Annotated in this window: 17 protein-coding genes; 7 read left to right on the top strand and 10 right to left on the bottom strand. The window is 54.7% G+C overall.

Annotation, left to right across the window (positions count from 1 at the left end; translation table 11 throughout):
* Window positions 1–4 precede the first annotated feature (4 nt).
* Window positions 5–1,423, top strand: coding sequence for a glutamate synthase subunit GltD (gene gltD, locus LRM19_RS16585; protein WP_023309377.1), 1,419 nt, complete (start codon window positions 5–7; stop codon window positions 1,421–1,423).
* Between the two features lie 28 nt (window positions 1,424–1,451).
* Here the strand turns inward: gltD and sspB are convergent, their stop codons facing one another.
* The 5 genes from sspB to zapE all read right to left on the bottom strand — a co-directional run bounded on the left by sspB (window position 1,452) and on the right by zapE (window position 5,165).
* Window positions 1,452–1,949 (bottom strand): ClpXP protease specificity-enhancing factor, encoded by a 498-nt coding sequence (sspB, locus tag LRM19_RS16580; RefSeq protein ID WP_045355426.1) that lies wholly within the window; start codon window positions 1,947–1,949, stop codon window positions 1,452–1,454.
* Between the two features lie 5 nt (window positions 1,950–1,954).
* Entirely contained in the window at window positions 1,955–2,593 is a 639-nt protein-coding gene (gene sspA / locus LRM19_RS16575; protein WP_014885418.1) for a stringent starvation protein SspA, read from the bottom strand.
* Window positions 2,594–2,901: 308 nt separating this feature from the next.
* Window positions 2,902–3,294, bottom strand: a complete 393-nt coding sequence (rpsI, locus tag LRM19_RS16570; RefSeq protein WP_003860436.1) for a 30S ribosomal protein S9 — start codon at window positions 3,292–3,294, stop codon at window positions 2,902–2,904.
* Between the two features lie 15 nt (window positions 3,295–3,309).
* On the bottom strand, window positions 3,310–3,738 hold the full coding sequence (gene rplM, locus LRM19_RS16565) for a 50S ribosomal protein L13 (RefSeq protein ID WP_003860434.1): 429 nt from the start codon (window positions 3,736–3,738) through the stop codon (window positions 3,310–3,312).
* Window positions 3,739–4,040: 302 nt separating this feature from the next.
* On the bottom strand, window positions 4,041–5,165 hold the full coding sequence (zapE, locus tag LRM19_RS16560; RefSeq protein ID WP_271369472.1) for a cell division protein ZapE: 1,125 nt from the start codon (window positions 5,163–5,165) through the stop codon (window positions 4,041–4,043).
* A 189-nt stretch (window positions 5,166–5,354) separates the two neighbouring features.
* On the opposite strand from zapE, the gene zapG reads away from it, so the two are divergent.
* From zapG to degS, 3 genes are all read left to right on the top strand, one after another.
* Window positions 5,355–5,753, top strand: a complete 399-nt coding sequence (gene zapG, locus LRM19_RS16555; RefSeq protein ID WP_008502832.1) for a Z-ring associated protein ZapG — start codon at window positions 5,355–5,357, stop codon at window positions 5,751–5,753.
* 171 nt (window positions 5,754–5,924) lie between these two features.
* Entirely contained in the window at window positions 5,925–7,292 is a 1,368-nt protein-coding gene (degQ, locus tag LRM19_RS16550) for a serine endoprotease DegQ (protein ID WP_115876365.1), read from the top strand.
* 91 nt (window positions 7,293–7,383) lie between these two features.
* The gene (degS, locus tag LRM19_RS16545; RefSeq protein ID WP_111964987.1) at window positions 7,384–8,451 is read left to right on the top strand and encodes an outer membrane-stress sensor serine endopeptidase DegS; all 1,068 of its coding nucleotides are present in this window, start codon (window positions 7,384–7,386) and stop codon (window positions 8,449–8,451) included.
* A 55-nt stretch (window positions 8,452–8,506) separates the two neighbouring features.
* On the opposite strand, the gene mdh is transcribed toward degS, so the two are convergent.
* Entirely contained in the window at window positions 8,507–9,445 is a 939-nt protein-coding gene (mdh, locus tag LRM19_RS16540; protein WP_023309387.1) for a malate dehydrogenase, read from the bottom strand.
* A 397-nt stretch (window positions 9,446–9,842) separates the two neighbouring features.
* Here mdh and argR point away from each other — a divergent pair, with 397 nt between their 5' ends.
* The 3 genes from argR (at window position 9,843) to yhcN (LRM19_RS16525) (ending at window position 11,329) form a co-directional block, all read left to right on the top strand.
* Window positions 9,843–10,313, top strand: coding sequence for a transcriptional regulator ArgR (gene argR / locus LRM19_RS16535; RefSeq protein WP_023309388.1), 471 nt, complete (start codon window positions 9,843–9,845; stop codon window positions 10,311–10,313).
* Between the two features lie 375 nt (window positions 10,314–10,688).
* Window positions 10,689–10,952, top strand: coding sequence for a peroxide/acid stress response protein YhcN (gene yhcN, locus LRM19_RS16530; RefSeq protein ID WP_023309389.1), 264 nt, complete (start codon window positions 10,689–10,691; stop codon window positions 10,950–10,952).
* A 110-nt stretch (window positions 10,953–11,062) separates the two neighbouring features.
* A complete protein-coding gene (yhcN, locus tag LRM19_RS16525; RefSeq protein ID WP_133295219.1) occupies window positions 11,063–11,329 on the top strand; it encodes a peroxide/acid stress response protein YhcN in 267 nt (88 codons plus the stop codon).
* Window positions 11,330–11,390: 61 nt separating this feature from the next.
* Here the strand turns inward: yhcN (LRM19_RS16525) and LRM19_RS16520 are convergent, their stop codons facing one another.
* The 4 genes from LRM19_RS16520 to aaeA form a co-directional block, all read right to left on the bottom strand.
* Window positions 11,391–11,663 (bottom strand): barstar family protein, encoded by a 273-nt coding sequence (locus tag LRM19_RS16520; protein ID WP_090418892.1) that lies wholly within the window; start codon window positions 11,661–11,663, stop codon window positions 11,391–11,393.
* A 45-nt stretch (window positions 11,664–11,708) separates the two neighbouring features.
* The gene (locus LRM19_RS16515; protein ID WP_271369471.1) at window positions 11,709–13,163 is read right to left on the bottom strand and encodes an NAD-dependent succinate-semialdehyde dehydrogenase; all 1,455 of its coding nucleotides are present in this window, start codon (window positions 13,161–13,163) and stop codon (window positions 11,709–11,711) included.
* A gap of 90 nt (window positions 13,164–13,253) precedes the next feature.
* On the bottom strand, window positions 13,254–15,221 hold the full coding sequence (aaeB, locus tag LRM19_RS16510) for a p-hydroxybenzoic acid efflux pump subunit AaeB (RefSeq protein ID WP_271369470.1): 1,968 nt from the start codon (window positions 15,219–15,221) through the stop codon (window positions 13,254–13,256).
* Between the two features lie 5 nt (window positions 15,222–15,226).
* A complete protein-coding gene (gene aaeA, locus LRM19_RS16505; protein WP_023309394.1) occupies window positions 15,227–16,159 on the bottom strand; it encodes a p-hydroxybenzoic acid efflux pump subunit AaeA in 933 nt (310 codons plus the stop codon).
* Window positions 16,160–16,166: the final 7 nt, after the last annotated feature.

The raw sequence follows: 16,166 nt of genomic DNA, 5'->3' as shown, positions 1-16,166 counted from the left end.
TCAGATGAGCCAGAACGTATACCAGTTTATCGACCTGCAGCGTGTTGATCCGCCAAAGAAACCGCTGAAGATCCGCAAAATTGAATTTGTTGAAATCTACGAGCCGTTTTCAGAAGGCCAGGCCAAAGCACAGGCAGACCGCTGCCTGTCCTGCGGTAACCCTTACTGCGAATGGAAATGTCCGGTACACAACTACATCCCTAACTGGCTGAAGCTGGCCAACGAAGGACGTATTTTTGAAGCCGCCGAGCTGTCTCACCAGACCAATACCCTGCCGGAAGTGTGCGGCCGCGTGTGTCCTCAGGACCGTCTGTGCGAAGGCTCCTGTACGTTGAACGACGAGTTCGGTGCGGTGACCATCGGCAACATTGAGCGTTATATCAACGATAAAGCGTTCGAGATGGGCTGGCGTCCGGACATGACCGGCGTGAAGCAAACCGACAAGCGCGTGGCGATCATCGGCGCGGGCCCGGCGGGCCTGGCCTGTGCGGACGTACTGACCCGCAACGGCGTGAAGGCGGTGGTCTTTGACCGTCATCCGGAAATCGGCGGTCTGCTGACCTTCGGTATCCCGGCCTTCAAGCTGGAAAAAGAGGTCATGACCCGTCGCCGGGAAATCTTCACCGGCATGGGCATTGAGTTCAAACTGAACGTGGAAGTGGGCCGCGACGTGCAGCTCGACGACCTGCTGAAGGATTACGACGCCGTATTCCTGGGCGTGGGCACCTATCAGTCCATGCGCGGCGGTCTGGAAAACGAAGACGCGCCAGGCGTGTACGACGCGCTGCCGTTCCTGATTGCCAACACCAAGCAGATCATGGGCTACGGCGAAACCGCCGATGAGCCGTTCGTCAGCATGGAAGGCAAACGCGTGGTGGTGCTGGGCGGCGGTGATACCGCGATGGACTGCGTGCGTACCTCCATTCGTCAGAATGCGGCACACGTGATCTGCGCCTACCGTCGTGACGAAGAGAACATGCCGGGCTCTAAGCGCGAAGTGAAAAACGCGCGTGAAGAGGGCGTGGAGTTCCAGTTCAACATCCAGCCTCTGGGTATTGAAGTGAATGCCAACGGCAAAGTGAGCGGCGTGAAGATGGCGCGTACCGAGATGGGCGCACCGGATGCGAAAGGCCGTCGTCGCGCCGAGATCGTCGCCGGTTCTGAACACGTGATCCCGGCCGATGCCGTGGTGATGGCGTTTGGTTTCCGCCCTCACAGCATGGAGTGGCTGGCGAAGCACAGCGTTGAGTTGGATTCGCAGGGCCGCGTGATTGCGCCAGAAGGCAGCGACAACGCATTCCAGACCAGCAACCCGAAAATCTTCGCCGGTGGCGATATCGTTCGCGGTTCAGACCTGGTGGTGACGGCGATTGCCGAAGGCCGCAAGGCGGCTGACGGTATACTGAACTACCTGGAAGTGTAAAAAAACAGGCCCGATTGGGCCTGTTTTTTTATTTCACGACGCGAAGTGCCGGACGACCACCGCGCGGAGGCGGATCGTCATCAGGGTCATTGTCATCGTGATGATCGGGTTTATCACCATCGATAAGTGACATCACCGTGTCGCTTTCGCGCTCATCGGATGCGTTGTCATCATTCAGGCTGGCAACCTCTTCATCATACGCCGCTTCCGGCTCGAACATAGTTCCCGCACCGTTTTCACGCGCGTAAATTGCCAGCACAGCGGCCAGCGGAACGGAAACCTGACGCGGCACGCCGCCGAAACGCGCGTTGAAGCGCACTTCATCGTTCGCCAGCTCCAGGTTACCCACCGCGCGCGGGGCGATGTTCAGTACGATCTGCCCGTCACGTGCGTATTCCATTGGAACCAGCACGCCCGGCAACGTCACATCCACAACCAGGTGCGGCGTGAGCTGGTTATCCAGCAGCCATTCATAGAAGGCGCGCAGCAGATAAGGACGGCGTGGGGTAAGTTGTGACATTTCCACAGTCATTAGCCTCGGCCGAGACGCATTTCACGTTCCGGTTCAGTTAAGGATGCCAGGAAAGAGTCGCGCTCAAAGACGCGAGTCATGTAGCCCTTCAGCTCTTTCGCGCCAGGACCGCTGAACTCTACGCCCAGGGTCGGCAGACGCCACAGCAGCGGTGCCAGGTAGCAATCCACCAGGCTGAACTCATCGCTCAGGAAGAACGGTTTCTGACCAAACACCGGGGCGATTGCCAGCAGCTCTTCACGCAGTTGCTTACGCGCAGCGTCAGCTTCAGAAGCGGAACCGCTGGTAATCACGTTCATCAGCGAGTACCAGTCTTTTTCGATACGCTGCATGTACAGGCGGCTTTCACCACGCGCGACAGGGTAAACAGGCATCAGCGGCGGATGCGGGAAACGCTCATCCAGATATTCCATAATGATACGGGATTCCCACAGGGTCAGCTCGCGATCCACCAGCGTCGGTACGCTTTGGCTCGGGTTGAGATCGATCAGATCCTGAGGCGGGTTATCCTTTTCCACATGCTCGATCTCAAAACTGACACCCTTCTCGGCCAGCACGATACGAACCTGATGGCTATAAATGTCAGTAGGACCAGAAAACAGCGTCATTACCGAACGTTTGTTGGCAGCGACAGCCATGAAAACCTCCAGGTATATTCAGAATTTTTACTGCTACCAGCCCAACAGGGGCCAGCCAGATGTTGTATCGCCCATCCCAGAGAAAACACATTGTTCAAGAATCGAACAAAAATCGAGTATTCACCGATATTTGGGCAGAAAATTGGATGATAGTTTACCAGATTTTGATGGCTTTGTGGTGAGGGGATTCTGGAAATGTGGAAAAAGAGAAGATATATGCATGGATATTGTGGATAACCTGCGCATTATCCATAAAAAAACCCGCCGAAGCGGGTTTTTCGCCAATCGTTCTGCGTAAGCAGAATGGATTAACGTTTGGAGAACTGTGGACGACGACGTGCTTTACGCAGACCCACTTTCTTACGTTCAACCTGACGCGCGTCACGAGTAACGAAGCCAGCTTTACGCAGTTCAGAACGCAGGGATTCGTCGTACTCCATCAGAGCGCGGGTGATACCGTGACGGATCGCACCTGCCTGACCGGAGATACCACCACCTTTAACGGTGATGTACAGATCCAGTTTTTCTACCATGTCAACCAGTTCCAGCGGCTGGCGAACTACCATGCGGGCAGTTTCGCGACCGAAGTATTGTTCCAGAGAACGCTGGTTGATTACGATTTTACCACTGCCCGGTTTGATGAAAACGCGAGCTGCGGAACTTTTGCGGCGACCAGTGCCGTAGTATTGATTTTCAGCCATTGCCTATAATCCCGATTAGATGTCAAGAACTTGCGGTTGCTGTGCCGCGTGGTTGTGCTCGTTGCCTGCGTAAACTTTCAGTTTACGGAACATAGCACGACCCAGCGGGCCTTTTGGCAGCATGCCTTTAACCGCGATTTCAATCACACGCTCAGGACGGCGGGCAATCATCTCTTCAAAGGTCGCTTCTTTGATACCACCGATGTGGCCGGTGTGGTGGTAGTACATTTTGTCAGTACGCTTGTTGCCGGTTACAGCAACTTTATCAGCGTTCAGAACGATGATGTAATCACCGGTATCAACGTGCGGAGTGTATTCCGCTTTATGCTTACCGCGCAGGCGACGAGCCAGTTCAGTAGCCAGACGGCCCAGAGTTTTACCGGTCGCGTCAACAACATACCAGTCGCGCTGTACGGTTTCTGGTTTAGCTGTAAAAGTTTTCATTAAAAGCTTACCCAAATAATAAGTTACACGTTGGTGAACACCCAAACGTTTAGTCAGTTGAGGTTCACACGACAAAGTCCGGCAAACCTACCCCTTCGAATAGCACATGCCGACACATAGAAAGTTTCGGGAAAAAAACCTTCTCGTAACGTGGGGTCGCAAGATTATAGAGAAGTTGAGGTCAAAGATCGACCCTTAAATGTGATTTGGAATGGGTTTTTCGGGGCCACGGAAAATGCCGGGTGGCGGCTGCGCCTTACCCGGCCTACAAGGATCCCTTCTCAGGGAGAGGGTGGTATTTATTACGGCATATGCTCCAGCTTCAGGTACTCCTCGCTCTGCATCTCCTGCAGGCGAGACAGGCAGCGCTGGAACTCAAACTTCAGCCGCTCTCCCTGGTAAATCTCATATAAAGGTACCTCGGCGCTGACCACCAGCTTGACGTGGCGCTCATAAAACTCGTCCACCAGCGCAATGAAGCGTCGCGCCTCGCTCTCCATCAGCCGCGTCATCACCGGCACATCCAGCACCATCACGGTGTGGAACAGACGTGAAAGCGCAATGTAGTCGTGCTGGCTACGGGCATCCACGCAAAGCGTCGTAAAGGAGACCGCCAGCGTTTGGTTTTCGACGCCAAGGGTGGGGAGCGGGCGATGGTTAATCTCGAGTTCCGGGGCGTGCTCGCGTTTTGCTCCAGCCAGCGCCAGCCAAAGTTTATCCATCTCGCGGGTGGTATCGGCATTTAGCGGCGAAAGCCACAGGTGCGCCTGGGTCAGCGTGCGCAGACGATAATCGACACCGGCATCGACGTTCATAATGTCACAATGCTGTTTGATAGCGTCAATGGCAGGCAGGAAGCGTGCCCGCTGCAGGCCGTTGCGGTACAGATCGTCCGGCGGGATATTCGACGTGGCCACCAGCGTAATCCCGCGGGCAAATAGCGCCTTCATCAGGCCGCCTAACAGCATGGCATCGGTGATGTCAGACACAAAAAACTCATCGAAGCAGAGTACGTCCGTTTCCACCTTGAACCGGTCGGCCACAATCTCCAGCGGATCGCTTTTACCCTGCAGTGCGGTCAGCTCTTCATGCACCCGCAGCATAAAACGATGGAAGTGCAGACGCTGTTTACGTGTACCTGGCAGGCTCTGGTAGAACATGTCCATCAGCCAGGTTTTTCCGCGACCGACCCCGCCCCACATGTATAAACCGCGCGCCGGCGCGTGAGCCTGTGGCGCTTTTTTACCGAGCAACCGCCCAAACGCCGCCTTTAGCCCGCCATTCTGTTCGGTTTCAGCGGGTTTTGCCGTGAGCTCCTGGTAAATCATCTCCAGACGGTTTACCGCCTCACGTTGAACGTCATCGGGCTGATGAGTGCCCTCGCTAAGGGCCAGTTGATATCGCGATGCAGGGGACAGGTTTTGCATAATCTTATTGTTATTCCTTCAATTAACGCTCACCAGCAGACGTGACTGATGAAAAAAAGGCCGTTCTACACTACGCGATGATACGTCAGGATTCCACTTCTGCAGAAATAGCGGTTATAGTGGCATTATCAGGCACAGGCAGGAGCCGAGCCAACACCCTACGGAACAACAAGACAACGGGAGAAGTTCATGACCTGGGAATATGCGCTAATCGGTTTAGTCGTCGGCATCGTCATCGGTGCTGTGGCCATGCGTTTCGGTAATCGCAAATTGCGTCAGCAGCAGTCACTGCAGTACGAACTGGAAAAGAACAAAGCCGAGCTGGAAGAGTATCGTGAAGAGCTGGTCAGCCATTTTGCCCGCAGCGCCGAGCTGCTGGACAACATGGCGACCGACTATCGTCAGCTTTATCAACATATGGCAAAAAGCTCCAGCAGCCTGCTGCCGGAAATGACCGCTGAAACTAACCCATTCCGCAACCGTCTGGCTGACTCTGAGGCCGGTAACGATCAGGCGCCCGTTCAGATGCCTCGCGACTATTCCGATGGCGCGTCCGGCCTGCTGCGCGGTGGTGTAAAACGCGATTAAGCACACAACCTGAATTTATTTTACGGGCGCAGCGATTGCGCCCGTCCTTTCTTCATGACCCCAGCTATCATTTAGTTAAACACCTCATTGTTCAGCGGTTTAAAATTCAATAACATCAACGTGTTTTTGGGGCCGTTTTTCCTTTATTCCAGGTTACGAGAGTCAACATCGATGAAGAAAAAAAACCAGCTGTTGAGCGCTATCGCGTTAAGTGTCGGGTTATCTCTCTCGGCGTCCGTCCCTGTATTCGCTGCTCTCCCCTCCCAGGTGCCTGGCCAGGCGGCCATTCCAAGCCTCGCGCCCATGCTGGAAAAAGTGTTGCCTGCGGTCGTCAGCGTTCAGGTTGAAGGCACGGCGGTACAAAGCCAACGCGTCCCTGAAGAACTGAAAAAATATTTTGGCGATGAGTCTCCCGACCAGCAGGCGCAGCCTTTTGAAGGCCTGGGCTCTGGCGTCATTATTGATGCAGCTAAAGGCTATATTCTGACTAACAACCACGTCATCAGCCAGGCCGATAAAATAAGCGTCCAGCTAAACGATGGCCGCGAATTTGATGCCAAACTGATTGGCGGCGATGACCAGAGCGACATCGCGCTGCTGCAGGTGCAAAACCCGAGCAATCTGACCCAGATTGCCATCGCGGATTCTGACAAACTGCGCGTCGGCGACTTTGCCGTCGCCGTGGGCAACCCCTTTGGCTTAGGTCAAACCGCCACCTCTGGGATCGTCTCCGCGCTGGGGCGTAGCGGCCTGAATCTGGAGGGGCTGGAAAACTTTATCCAGACCGATGCCTCAATCAACCGTGGAAACTCCGGCGGGGCATTGCTCAACCTTAGCGGCGAGCTGATTGGGATTAACACGGCGATTCTGGCCCCGGGCGGCGGCAGCATCGGGATCGGTTTTGCTATCCCCAGCAATATGGCCAAAACCCTGGCGCAGCAGCTGATCCAGTTCGGTGAAATCAAACGCGGGCTGCTGGGGATTAAAGGTATGGAGATGAGCGCTGATATCGCAAAAGCGTTCAACATCAATGTACAGCGCGGGGCGTTTGTCAGTGAAGTGCTGCCAAACTCCGGTTCCGCAAAAGCGGGCGTGAAATCGGGGGATGTGATCGTCAGCCTGAACGACAAACCGCTGAACAGCTTTGCAGAACTGCGTTCGCGGATTGCCACAACCGAACCAGGCGCCAAAGTGAAGCTGGGCCTGATACGTGACGGTAAGCCGCTTGACGTTGAAGTGACGCTGGATAAGAGCACCTCTTCCTCGGCCAGCGCGGAGCTTATTGCCCCGGCGCTGCAAGGGGCTACGTTGAGCGACGGGCAGCTGAAAGACGGTACGAAAGGCATTAGCATCGACACCGTCGAGAAGAGCAGCCCTGCCGCGCAGGCCGGATTGCATCAGGATGACGTGATCATCGGTGTAAACCGCAATCGCGTGCAGTCTATTGCCGAACTGCGCAAAGTGCTGGAAAGCAAACCGGCGGTTATTGCCCTGCAGGTCATGCGTGGCAATGAGTCCATCTATATTCTGTTGCGCTAAGCATTTGCGATCCGGACATCACCGCTGCATGTGATGTCCGGATAACTCATGTTATGCTGCAAATCGTTCCTTTTTTAACGAAACGCGCATCATGCTTTCAAAGCTCTTACGTTCTATTGTCATCGGTTTGATTGTCGCTGGCCTGCTGCTGCTGGCGCTGCCGTCTTTACGTCAGTTCAATAAACTGTCTGCTCCCCAGTTTGATAGCACGGATGAAACGCCGGCCACCTATAACCAGGCCGTCCGCCGAGCCGCCCCCGCCGTAGTTAACGTCTATAACCGTGGCCTGAATAGCTCAGCCCACAACCAGCTGGAGATCCGCACCCTCGGCTCCGGCGTGATCATGGACGAGCGCGGCTACATTATTACTAACAAGCACGTGATAAATGACGCCGACCAGATCATCGTCGCCCTGCAGGATGGCCGCGTGTTTGAGGCATTACTCGTTGGGTCTGACAGCCTGACCGATCTGGCCGTCCTGAAGATTAACGCCACGGGCGGTTTGCCGGTCATCCCGATCAACCGTAAACGTACCCCGCATATTGGTGATGTCGTCCTGGCGATTGGTAACCCTTACAACCTGGGCCAGACCATCACCCAGGGGATTATCAGCGCGACCGGTCGTATCGGCCTCAACCCATCCGGACGGCAGAATTTCCTGCAAACCGATGCCTCCATCAACCACGGTAACTCCGGCGGTGCGCTGGTCAACTCGCTGGGCGAACTGATGGGCATCAACACCCTCTCGTTCGACAAGAGCAACGACGGTGAGACGCCTGAAGGGATCGGCTTTGCCATTCCGTTCCAGCTGGCGACCAAAATTATGGATAAATTGATCCGCGACGGACGCGTGATCCGCGGCTATATCGGTATCGGCGGACGCGAAATTGCGCCGATGCATACCCAGGGCGGCGGTATCGATCAGATCCAGGGCATCGTGGTTAACGAGGTGGCGCCGGGTGGTCCGGCGGCCAACGCGGGGATTCAGGTAAACGATGTGATTGTGTCGGTCAACGGCACGCCGGCGGTCTCTGCGCTGGAGACGATGGATCAGGTGGCAGAAATTCGCCCGGGTTCTATCATCCCTGTTGAGGTCATGCGCAACGATAAGAAACTGACGCTGCACGTAACGATTCAGGAATACCCGGCAACAAACTGACAGGCATAAAAAAACGGAGCGATAAGCTCCGTTTTTTGCCGGGAGACGGTTCGTATTACTTGTTAACGAACTCTTCGCCCAGGGTGATATCTTTCTTCAGCGTATCCAGCATGCCTTCCATCGCGTGTTGTTCAAACGCGCTCAGGGTACCAATGGATTTACGCTCTTCGATACCGTTTTTACCCAGCAGCAGCGGCTGAGAGAAGAAGCGAGCGTGTTCGCCATCGCCTTCAACGTAAGCGCATTCAACAACGCCTTTCTCGCCCTGCAGAGCGCGAACCAGTGACAGACCGAAACGTGCAGCCGCCTGGCCCATAGACAGGGTTGCAGAACCGCCACCCGCCTTCGCTTCCACCACTTCGGTGCCCGCGTTCTGGATGCGTTTAGTCAGGTCAGCCACTTCCTGCTCGGTGAAGCTCACGCCAGGGATCTGCGACAGCAGAGGCAGGATGGTAACGCCAGAGTGACCGCCGATGACCGGAACTTCCACTTCTGTTGGCTGTTTGCCTTTCAGCTCAGCAACAAAGGTGTTAGAACGGATGATATCCAGCGTGGTTACGCCGAACAGTTTGTTTTTGTCGTAAACACCTGCTTTCTTCAGCACTTCTGCCGCGATAGCAACGGTGGTGTTCACCGGGTTAGTGATGATACCGATGCATGCTTTCGGGCAGATTTCTGCAATCTGCTGCACCAGGTTTTTCACGATGCCCGCGTTGACGTTGAACAGGTCTGAACGATCCATGCCCGGCTTACGCGCCACGCCTGCAGAAATCAGCACCACGTCGGCACCCTGCAGTGCAGGACGTGCATCTTCACCGGAGAAGCCTTTGATTTTTACAGCAGTTGGGATGTGGCTCAGGTCAACCGCCACGCCTGGGGTTACCGGAGCAATATCGTACAGGGAGAGTTCTGAGCCTGAAGGCAGTTGGGTTTTCAGTAGTAGGGCAAGCGCCTGGCCGATACCACCAGCAGCGCCGAGGACTGCGACTTTCATCCTAAACTCCTTATTATGGTTAACTTAAGTATCTGTAAATCCGTTGCGGCGACCATAATTCAGCAAGTAAATAATTACAATTTTCGTAGCTAAAGAATTTGAGGTCACGCGACTTTATCTCTCACCAGAAAACTATCTGACGACAGAGGGCAACGCATTAAGAGGTGGTTACAATACACCCTGCCCCGCCACCAAAACAACATCATTTTGATAACATTTAATTTACTTTTAAGCTTATTTGCGCGGCGTGACCCAGGCATGTTTTCTGATAACGAAATCTGATAAAATCACTCCCTTTCATAACATTATTTCAGCCTGGCGCTGAGTAGATAATTTGCATAAAAATTCATCCACATGCATAATAATGTTGTTTCTATCGTCATATTCCGGGTGACTTATGCGAAGCTCGTCTAAGCAAGAAGAATTAGTTAAGGCGTTTAAAGCGCTACTTAAAGAAGAGAAATTCAGTTCTCAGGGAGAAATTGTTCAGGCGCTGCAGGAACAAGGCTTCGATAACATCAATCAGTCGAAAGTCTCCCGCATGTTAACGAAATTTGGCGCGGTGCGTACCCGTAACGCCAAGATGGAGATGGTCTATTGCCTGCCAGCAGAACTTGGCGTGCCGACCACCTCCAGCCCGCTCAAAAATCTGGTTCTGGATATCGATCATAACGACGCCGTAGTGGTGATCCACACAAGCCCCGGCGCCGCACAGCTGATTGCCCGCATGCTGGACTCGCTGGGTAAAACGGAGGGTATCCTCGGGACTATCGCCGGCGATGACACCATCTTTACCACACCGGCTAGCGGTTTTTCCGTGAAAGATCTCCACGAAGCGATTCTGGTTCTGTTCGAACAGGAACTCTAATCCCCTCTCCCCGTAGCGCCGCTGCGGGGATCGTTCTGCTTCCGCTGCGTTCTCCCCTCTTTTCTACTGCCCTTCATTTTGACAAATAGTGCTTTTTACCACTCATTAACATTCACATGGTGAATACTAAATCAAAGAATCGCACAAAAAATCAAAAGTTGATATCCATATGATTTCATTAGCTATCACCAACAAAAACGTGTAAAAAACACCCAATATTATGCAATTTGGTTATAAAAAAAGGACTGGTTAACACGTAATAACAATAGAAACCATTAGTCTGGTATTAATTTTTTCCGTTATTAGTGTATACTTGATTTTGTGATGAGGGTCACGAAACAAGACCCCACTAAAAAATTCGACGAGGTAAGAATCATGAAAATCAAATCAACTGTAGCGGCTCTGAGCGTCCTGTCTGTCCTGTCATTCGGTGCTTTCGCGGCTGACTCTATTAATGCTGACCAGGCGCAATCCCGTCAGGCCATCGGTACGGTTTCTGTCGGCGCGGTCGGCACATCGCCAATGGACATGCATGAGATGCTGAACAAAAAAGCGGAAGAACAGGGTGCATCATCCTATCGCATCATCGAAGCGCGTTCTGGCGACCACTGGCACGCCACCGCTGAGCTCTACAAATAAGTTTTAGTAATAGCTGAAAACGTAAATCTCCACTCAACGGCACCAGGCATAAAAATAGCGGTTCAACCCTTCTCGCCGTTGAGTAAAAACCCTATTCAGGAGTAAAGACTATGAAAACCAAATTGATCATCGCAACCCTCGGTCTGGCATCCGTTATCTCTTTCGGCGCAAGTGCAGCCGTACAGCAGGTGAATGCCGACCAGGCACAAAATCTACAGCGTATGGGCAGCGTCTCCGTGACGTCTGTCACTGGCTCACCGATGGATATCCGTCACGAACTGGCCGCCAAAGCTGAAAAAGCAGGCGCCAGCAGCTATCGCGTCACCGAACTGAATCAGGGTGACCACTGGCATGCAACTGCAGAACTGTATAAATAAACCCTCGTCGTATCTCATCATACGACTTGCCCCTGGCCTCATGGTCAGGGGCTTTTTTCATTCAGTGCCGCGCGTTAAAGCGCAACTGCCCTTCAAGCTCTTCTTCCGCTTCATCGAACAGCAATATCAGCGCGCCAAAACGTCTTCGCAGCTTATCGGGCAAATGGATAAACTCAATCTCCAGCGGGAGCGGCAACAGACTGCCGGTGACCACGTCCCAAAGCGTATCCAGATTCGTCACGCTTTCCCTTTCAAGATCAAACATCCGGATAAATTCCCGATAGAAGTCTTCCTGACTGTCGATCTCGTCAAAATCAAACGTATAGGTTTTCATTGCCAGCCACCCAGTCCAGGCGAGCGGCAGCTGCCGCCCTGTCTATTATAATCCCCCAATATGCAGGGTTTTAACTTCCAGATACTCTTCCAGTCCCAGCACGGAGCCTTCTCGTCCAAGACCTGACTCTTTTACTCCGCCAAAAGGCCCGAGCTCCGTGGAGACGGCGCACTCGTTAATGCCAATCATCCCGCTCTCGATGGCCTGTGAAACGCGGAAGACCCGTGAGAGATTCTGGGTATAAAAGTAAGCCGCCAGCCCATAAGGCGTATTGTTGGCGCGCTGGATGACCTCATCCTCCGAGGTGAAACGAAAGCACGCCGCCACCGGGCCAAACGTCTCTTCTTCTGCCAGCTTCATGCCTTCATGGCAGTCGCCCAATACGGTTGGCATCCAGAAATTCCCGCCAAGCGGATGGGGCTTACCTCCTGCCAGTACGGTTGCGCCCCGGGCAACGGCGTCGTCGACATGCTCACGCACTTTGTTCACCGCAGAAGGTTCAATCAGCGGCCCGACGACCACCCCCTCCTCAAGACCGTTACCCACCTTCAGCGCCTTCACGGCATCGGCAAGTTTATTCACAAATTTGTCGTAGACGGTTTCCTGAATATAAAAACGGTTCACGCTGACGCAGACCTGCCCGGCATTGCGAAACTTGTTGGCGATCGCGCCCTTAACCGCTGCGTCGATGTCCGCATCCTCAAAAACGATATACGGGGCATTTCCGCCCAGCTCCATCGAGACTTTCTTCATGGTTTCGGCTGCGTTACGCACCAGCGTTTTGCCGACGGAGGTTGAGCCGGTAAAGGAGATCTTACGCACGTCGCGACTTGCCATAATCGCATCGCTGATTTCATGCGTATTCCCGGCAACGGCGTTGAGAACGCCATCGGGCACACCCGCCTGTTTAGCCAATGTAAGCAGCGCAAAGGCGCTGAGCGGCGTGTTATTGGCCGGTTTAATTACCCCGGTACATCCTGCCGCCAGCGCCGGGCCTAACTTGCGGGTAAGCATGGCCATCGGGAAGTTCCACGGCGTTATCGCCGCGACCACGCCTACAGGTTCACGGGTCGCCAGAATGCGCGAGCCGGGTTTGATCGGTGGAATAATTTCACCGTTCGCGCGTTTAGCCTCTTCGGCAAACCACTGGATAAAGCTGGCGGCGTACTCCACTTCGCCCTCCGCTTCTTTCAGGGGTTTGCCCTGTTCGGTGGTCATTAACCGCCCGAGCCAGCTTTTATTCTCAATAATCAATTCATACCAGCGGTAGAGAATCGCCGAGCGTTCTTTCGCGGTTTTGGCACGCCATGCCGGGAAGGCTTTGGTAGCCGCTGCGATAGCCTCTTCGGTTTGTGATTTACCCGCTTTGGCAACTTTCGCGATGACTTCCCCGGTAGCGGGGTTAAACACATCGAAGGTCGTATCCAGCGTTTTCCAGATTCCGTTGACCAGATAGCCGGTCTGAAAAAGGATGTGGTCCTGAAGCGCCTGGGTCGTCATGTGTCCTCCCTTTCTGAAATGTAAGAACGTGCTGGAATAAGTATAGCCACAAAAAAACCGACGCTTTTGGCGTCGGTTTTTTTACTTCAGTCAGTTATCCGTGAGGGCATTCTGGTAGCGATGCAGCATAAACACTAGCCTTCCTACCGGCTCGGTCACCTGAGGCGGCGCTTCCCAGTGCTTGAGCTTTTCCTGATAGACATCGAGCTCTTCAAGCAGCTGCGTAAAGTAACGACGCCGTTTGTCATCGCTGCCGGCGGAAAGCACATGATCGGCGGTACGACGTAACTGGCGGTGGAAGGCCGACAGATCGTCGTTGATCGGCACGGGCGCGTTACGCAAACGCTGGTGCGCGATGATCAGGGTTAACGCCAGGCGGAATTTCGCGATGTCGCCCGGGAACTTGTTCAGCAGTAAAAACAGATGCTGGTAGAGCGCGGGAAGGTGGTTCTCTTTACGGCGCGCGGTATTGGTTGTCAAAGACGACACGGCGGCCGACACGAACTGGTTCAACAGCACGCGGCCCGTTCTTGCCTGCGAGTTATCCCGCACCAGCAGTATCACCATCATTGCCAGGAAACAGCCCACCAGCTGACCTAACGCGCTGTCGAGGAACTGGCTGAAATGGAAGGTCATCGGGTTATCGAGCACGATGATGTTAATCGTACTCGCCAGCGCACCCAGCGATCCCAGGCGCCGCTTTTGCACTTCAATGCCGATAAAGAACGCCATTACCGCCAGGCTAATACTGAGCAGCAGCATGCTCTGCTGCGTCGACGGGATGATGACCAGGAAATAGAGCGCGCCTATCGGCAGGGCAGAAATGGCGCCGTACAGGAAATCGATGGCGACCATACGCGGATTAGGCAGACGCATCGCCAGTGCAGTAACGACGGCAATCATCACCATCGCGCCGTTGCCGGACGTCCAGCCCGTCCACAGCCAGAACAACGTGCCGAGCATACAGGCAAGCGTCGTACGCCAGAAGTTGACCATCGCGTGATGGCGCTCGGCGGATTCCGCCTTGATCACCACTTCGCCCTGCAGTACCTCTTCTTCTGCCGCGCTGATTTTGGTGTTACCAATCACGCCGCGTTTCAGCAGCAGGTAGCGCGTCGCAGCGCCGACCCAGGTGTAGATCGTTACCGGCGTGTCGCGCTCCCCAGTCCAGGCAATCACCCGGCGCATACGCTTAAGCTGCTTATGCACGTCCTGCACGGTTTCCACCGGCTCGGCGAACAGTTCGCGGAACGTATCGGTGACCGCTTCCGGCCGGGTGTTCTGAATCAGATAGGTTTCACATGCCTGGGTAATCAGCGTCAGAGAGACAGTATTGAGGGCTTTAAGGCGACGATTTGCGCGGGCCCAGCGCGAGGACTCCATGTTAAGGTTGCTGCGCATCCCTTCCAGCGCCTGCGTGCGACGAACAAGCCCGCTCCAGGCTTTATCGACCTCTTCGCTGTCGCCGTGTTTAATACACAGCTGCATCAGCTGGTATTGAGCAACGATCAGCGCGTCAAGCTCACGGTCGACTTCCTGCTTGATGGAGCGCGGAGAGAACAGCAGATCCGCGACAATCGCACTCACGATACCAATGACAATCTCGCTGCAGCGCTCAACTGCAAACTGCGGGGCGAGCAGCGGCTCGGACTGAATGGTGATGACAATAATCAGCGCGGTATAGCCCGCCAGCCCCCAGGCGTAGGAGTTCTCAACTTTCACCAGAGACGAGATCCAGGTGCAGAAGCCCGCCCAGATACAGCACACCATCAGCATCAGCAGCGGCGTGCGGATCATCAGAATAATAATGGTGAGCGCCGCGAGACAGCCGATGAACGTCCCGATGATACGCAGCATCCCGCGATAGCGGATCGCGCCTGAATAGGGTTCCCCACCCGCGGCAAAGGCCGGACCCGCCGCGACAATAGCAGCCGTCAGCACTGCCCAGCGAGGGGTTTCAAGCTGGAAGTGGAAGCCAACAAACAGCGCCAGCACAATGGCACACGCCAGCTTCACGGCGAAGCGAATGTGCTGGCTGGCGATGGAAAAGATGCCCATAGCGATTAACCAAACTCGCGCAGACGGTGGGCGATTTTACGGAAGAACGAGTCCTGGCTGGCATCCCGATCTTTTTCACCGGTAATCACCACCGTCGCCGTGGTACCCGCAGGCCACAGGTTGCCCTGCTGTTCGTCCAGATGGATACGGACCGGCACGCGCTGGGCCAGACGCACCCACTCGAGGTTGGAATCCACCGTTGCCATCCCTTTGGCATCATTCGAACTGCTGGAGTTAGTCACCCCTGCGGCGACGCTGTCGACGGTACCTTTAAAGACGCGATTGCTGCCCAGCGGCGTAATTTCTGCCCGGTAGCCCGGTCGTACGCCTTCCAGCTTGGTCTCTTCCATATAGGCGAGTACGTAGAAGGAGTTCTGTTTCACCAGCGCCACGGCGGTTGAGCCACGGGTAATGAATTCCCCGGCATAGACGTTAAGGTTGGTCACCCAGCCATCGGACGGCGCGCGGATCACGGTACGCTCGAGATCGAGCTTCGCCAGATCGCGCGTTGCCTGCGCTTTCGCCAGCTGGTGCAGCACGGTTTGCAGCACGTTGTTGGACTGGTCAATCTCTTCACGGGACATTGCCTGAACGCCAAGCTGGTTACGGCGGCCAGCCTCGCGGCGTTTCTCCGCAGCCAGCGCCTGGTAATAGGCCACATCCGCTTCCGCCTCTTCCAGCGCTTTCTGGTAACGAGGCTGGTCGATGGTGAACAGAACCTGATCTTTTTTCACCAGCTGGTTATCGTGAACGTTGACCGCCGTGATAAGACCGGCCACGTCAGGGGCTATTGCCACCACATCGGCGCTGAAGCGTGCATCACGCGTCCACGGTGATTCGGTGTAATAAACCCAGGCGCGGAAAATAGCGATGAAGGCGAGGATAACCAGCGCCATTGTGATGGCAGTGCGGGAGATTTTTCTTGTTAGCGTTTTCACATCAACC

It is taken from the genome of Enterobacter sp. PI-10 (assembly GCF_027947695.1).
In the GTDB taxonomy this organism is placed as follows: Bacteria; Pseudomonadota; Gammaproteobacteria; order Enterobacterales; family Enterobacteriaceae; genus Enterobacter; species Enterobacter vonholyi.
Note: the sequence above shows the minus strand (reverse complement) of the source record. Positions and strands in the feature narration are given on the sequence as shown.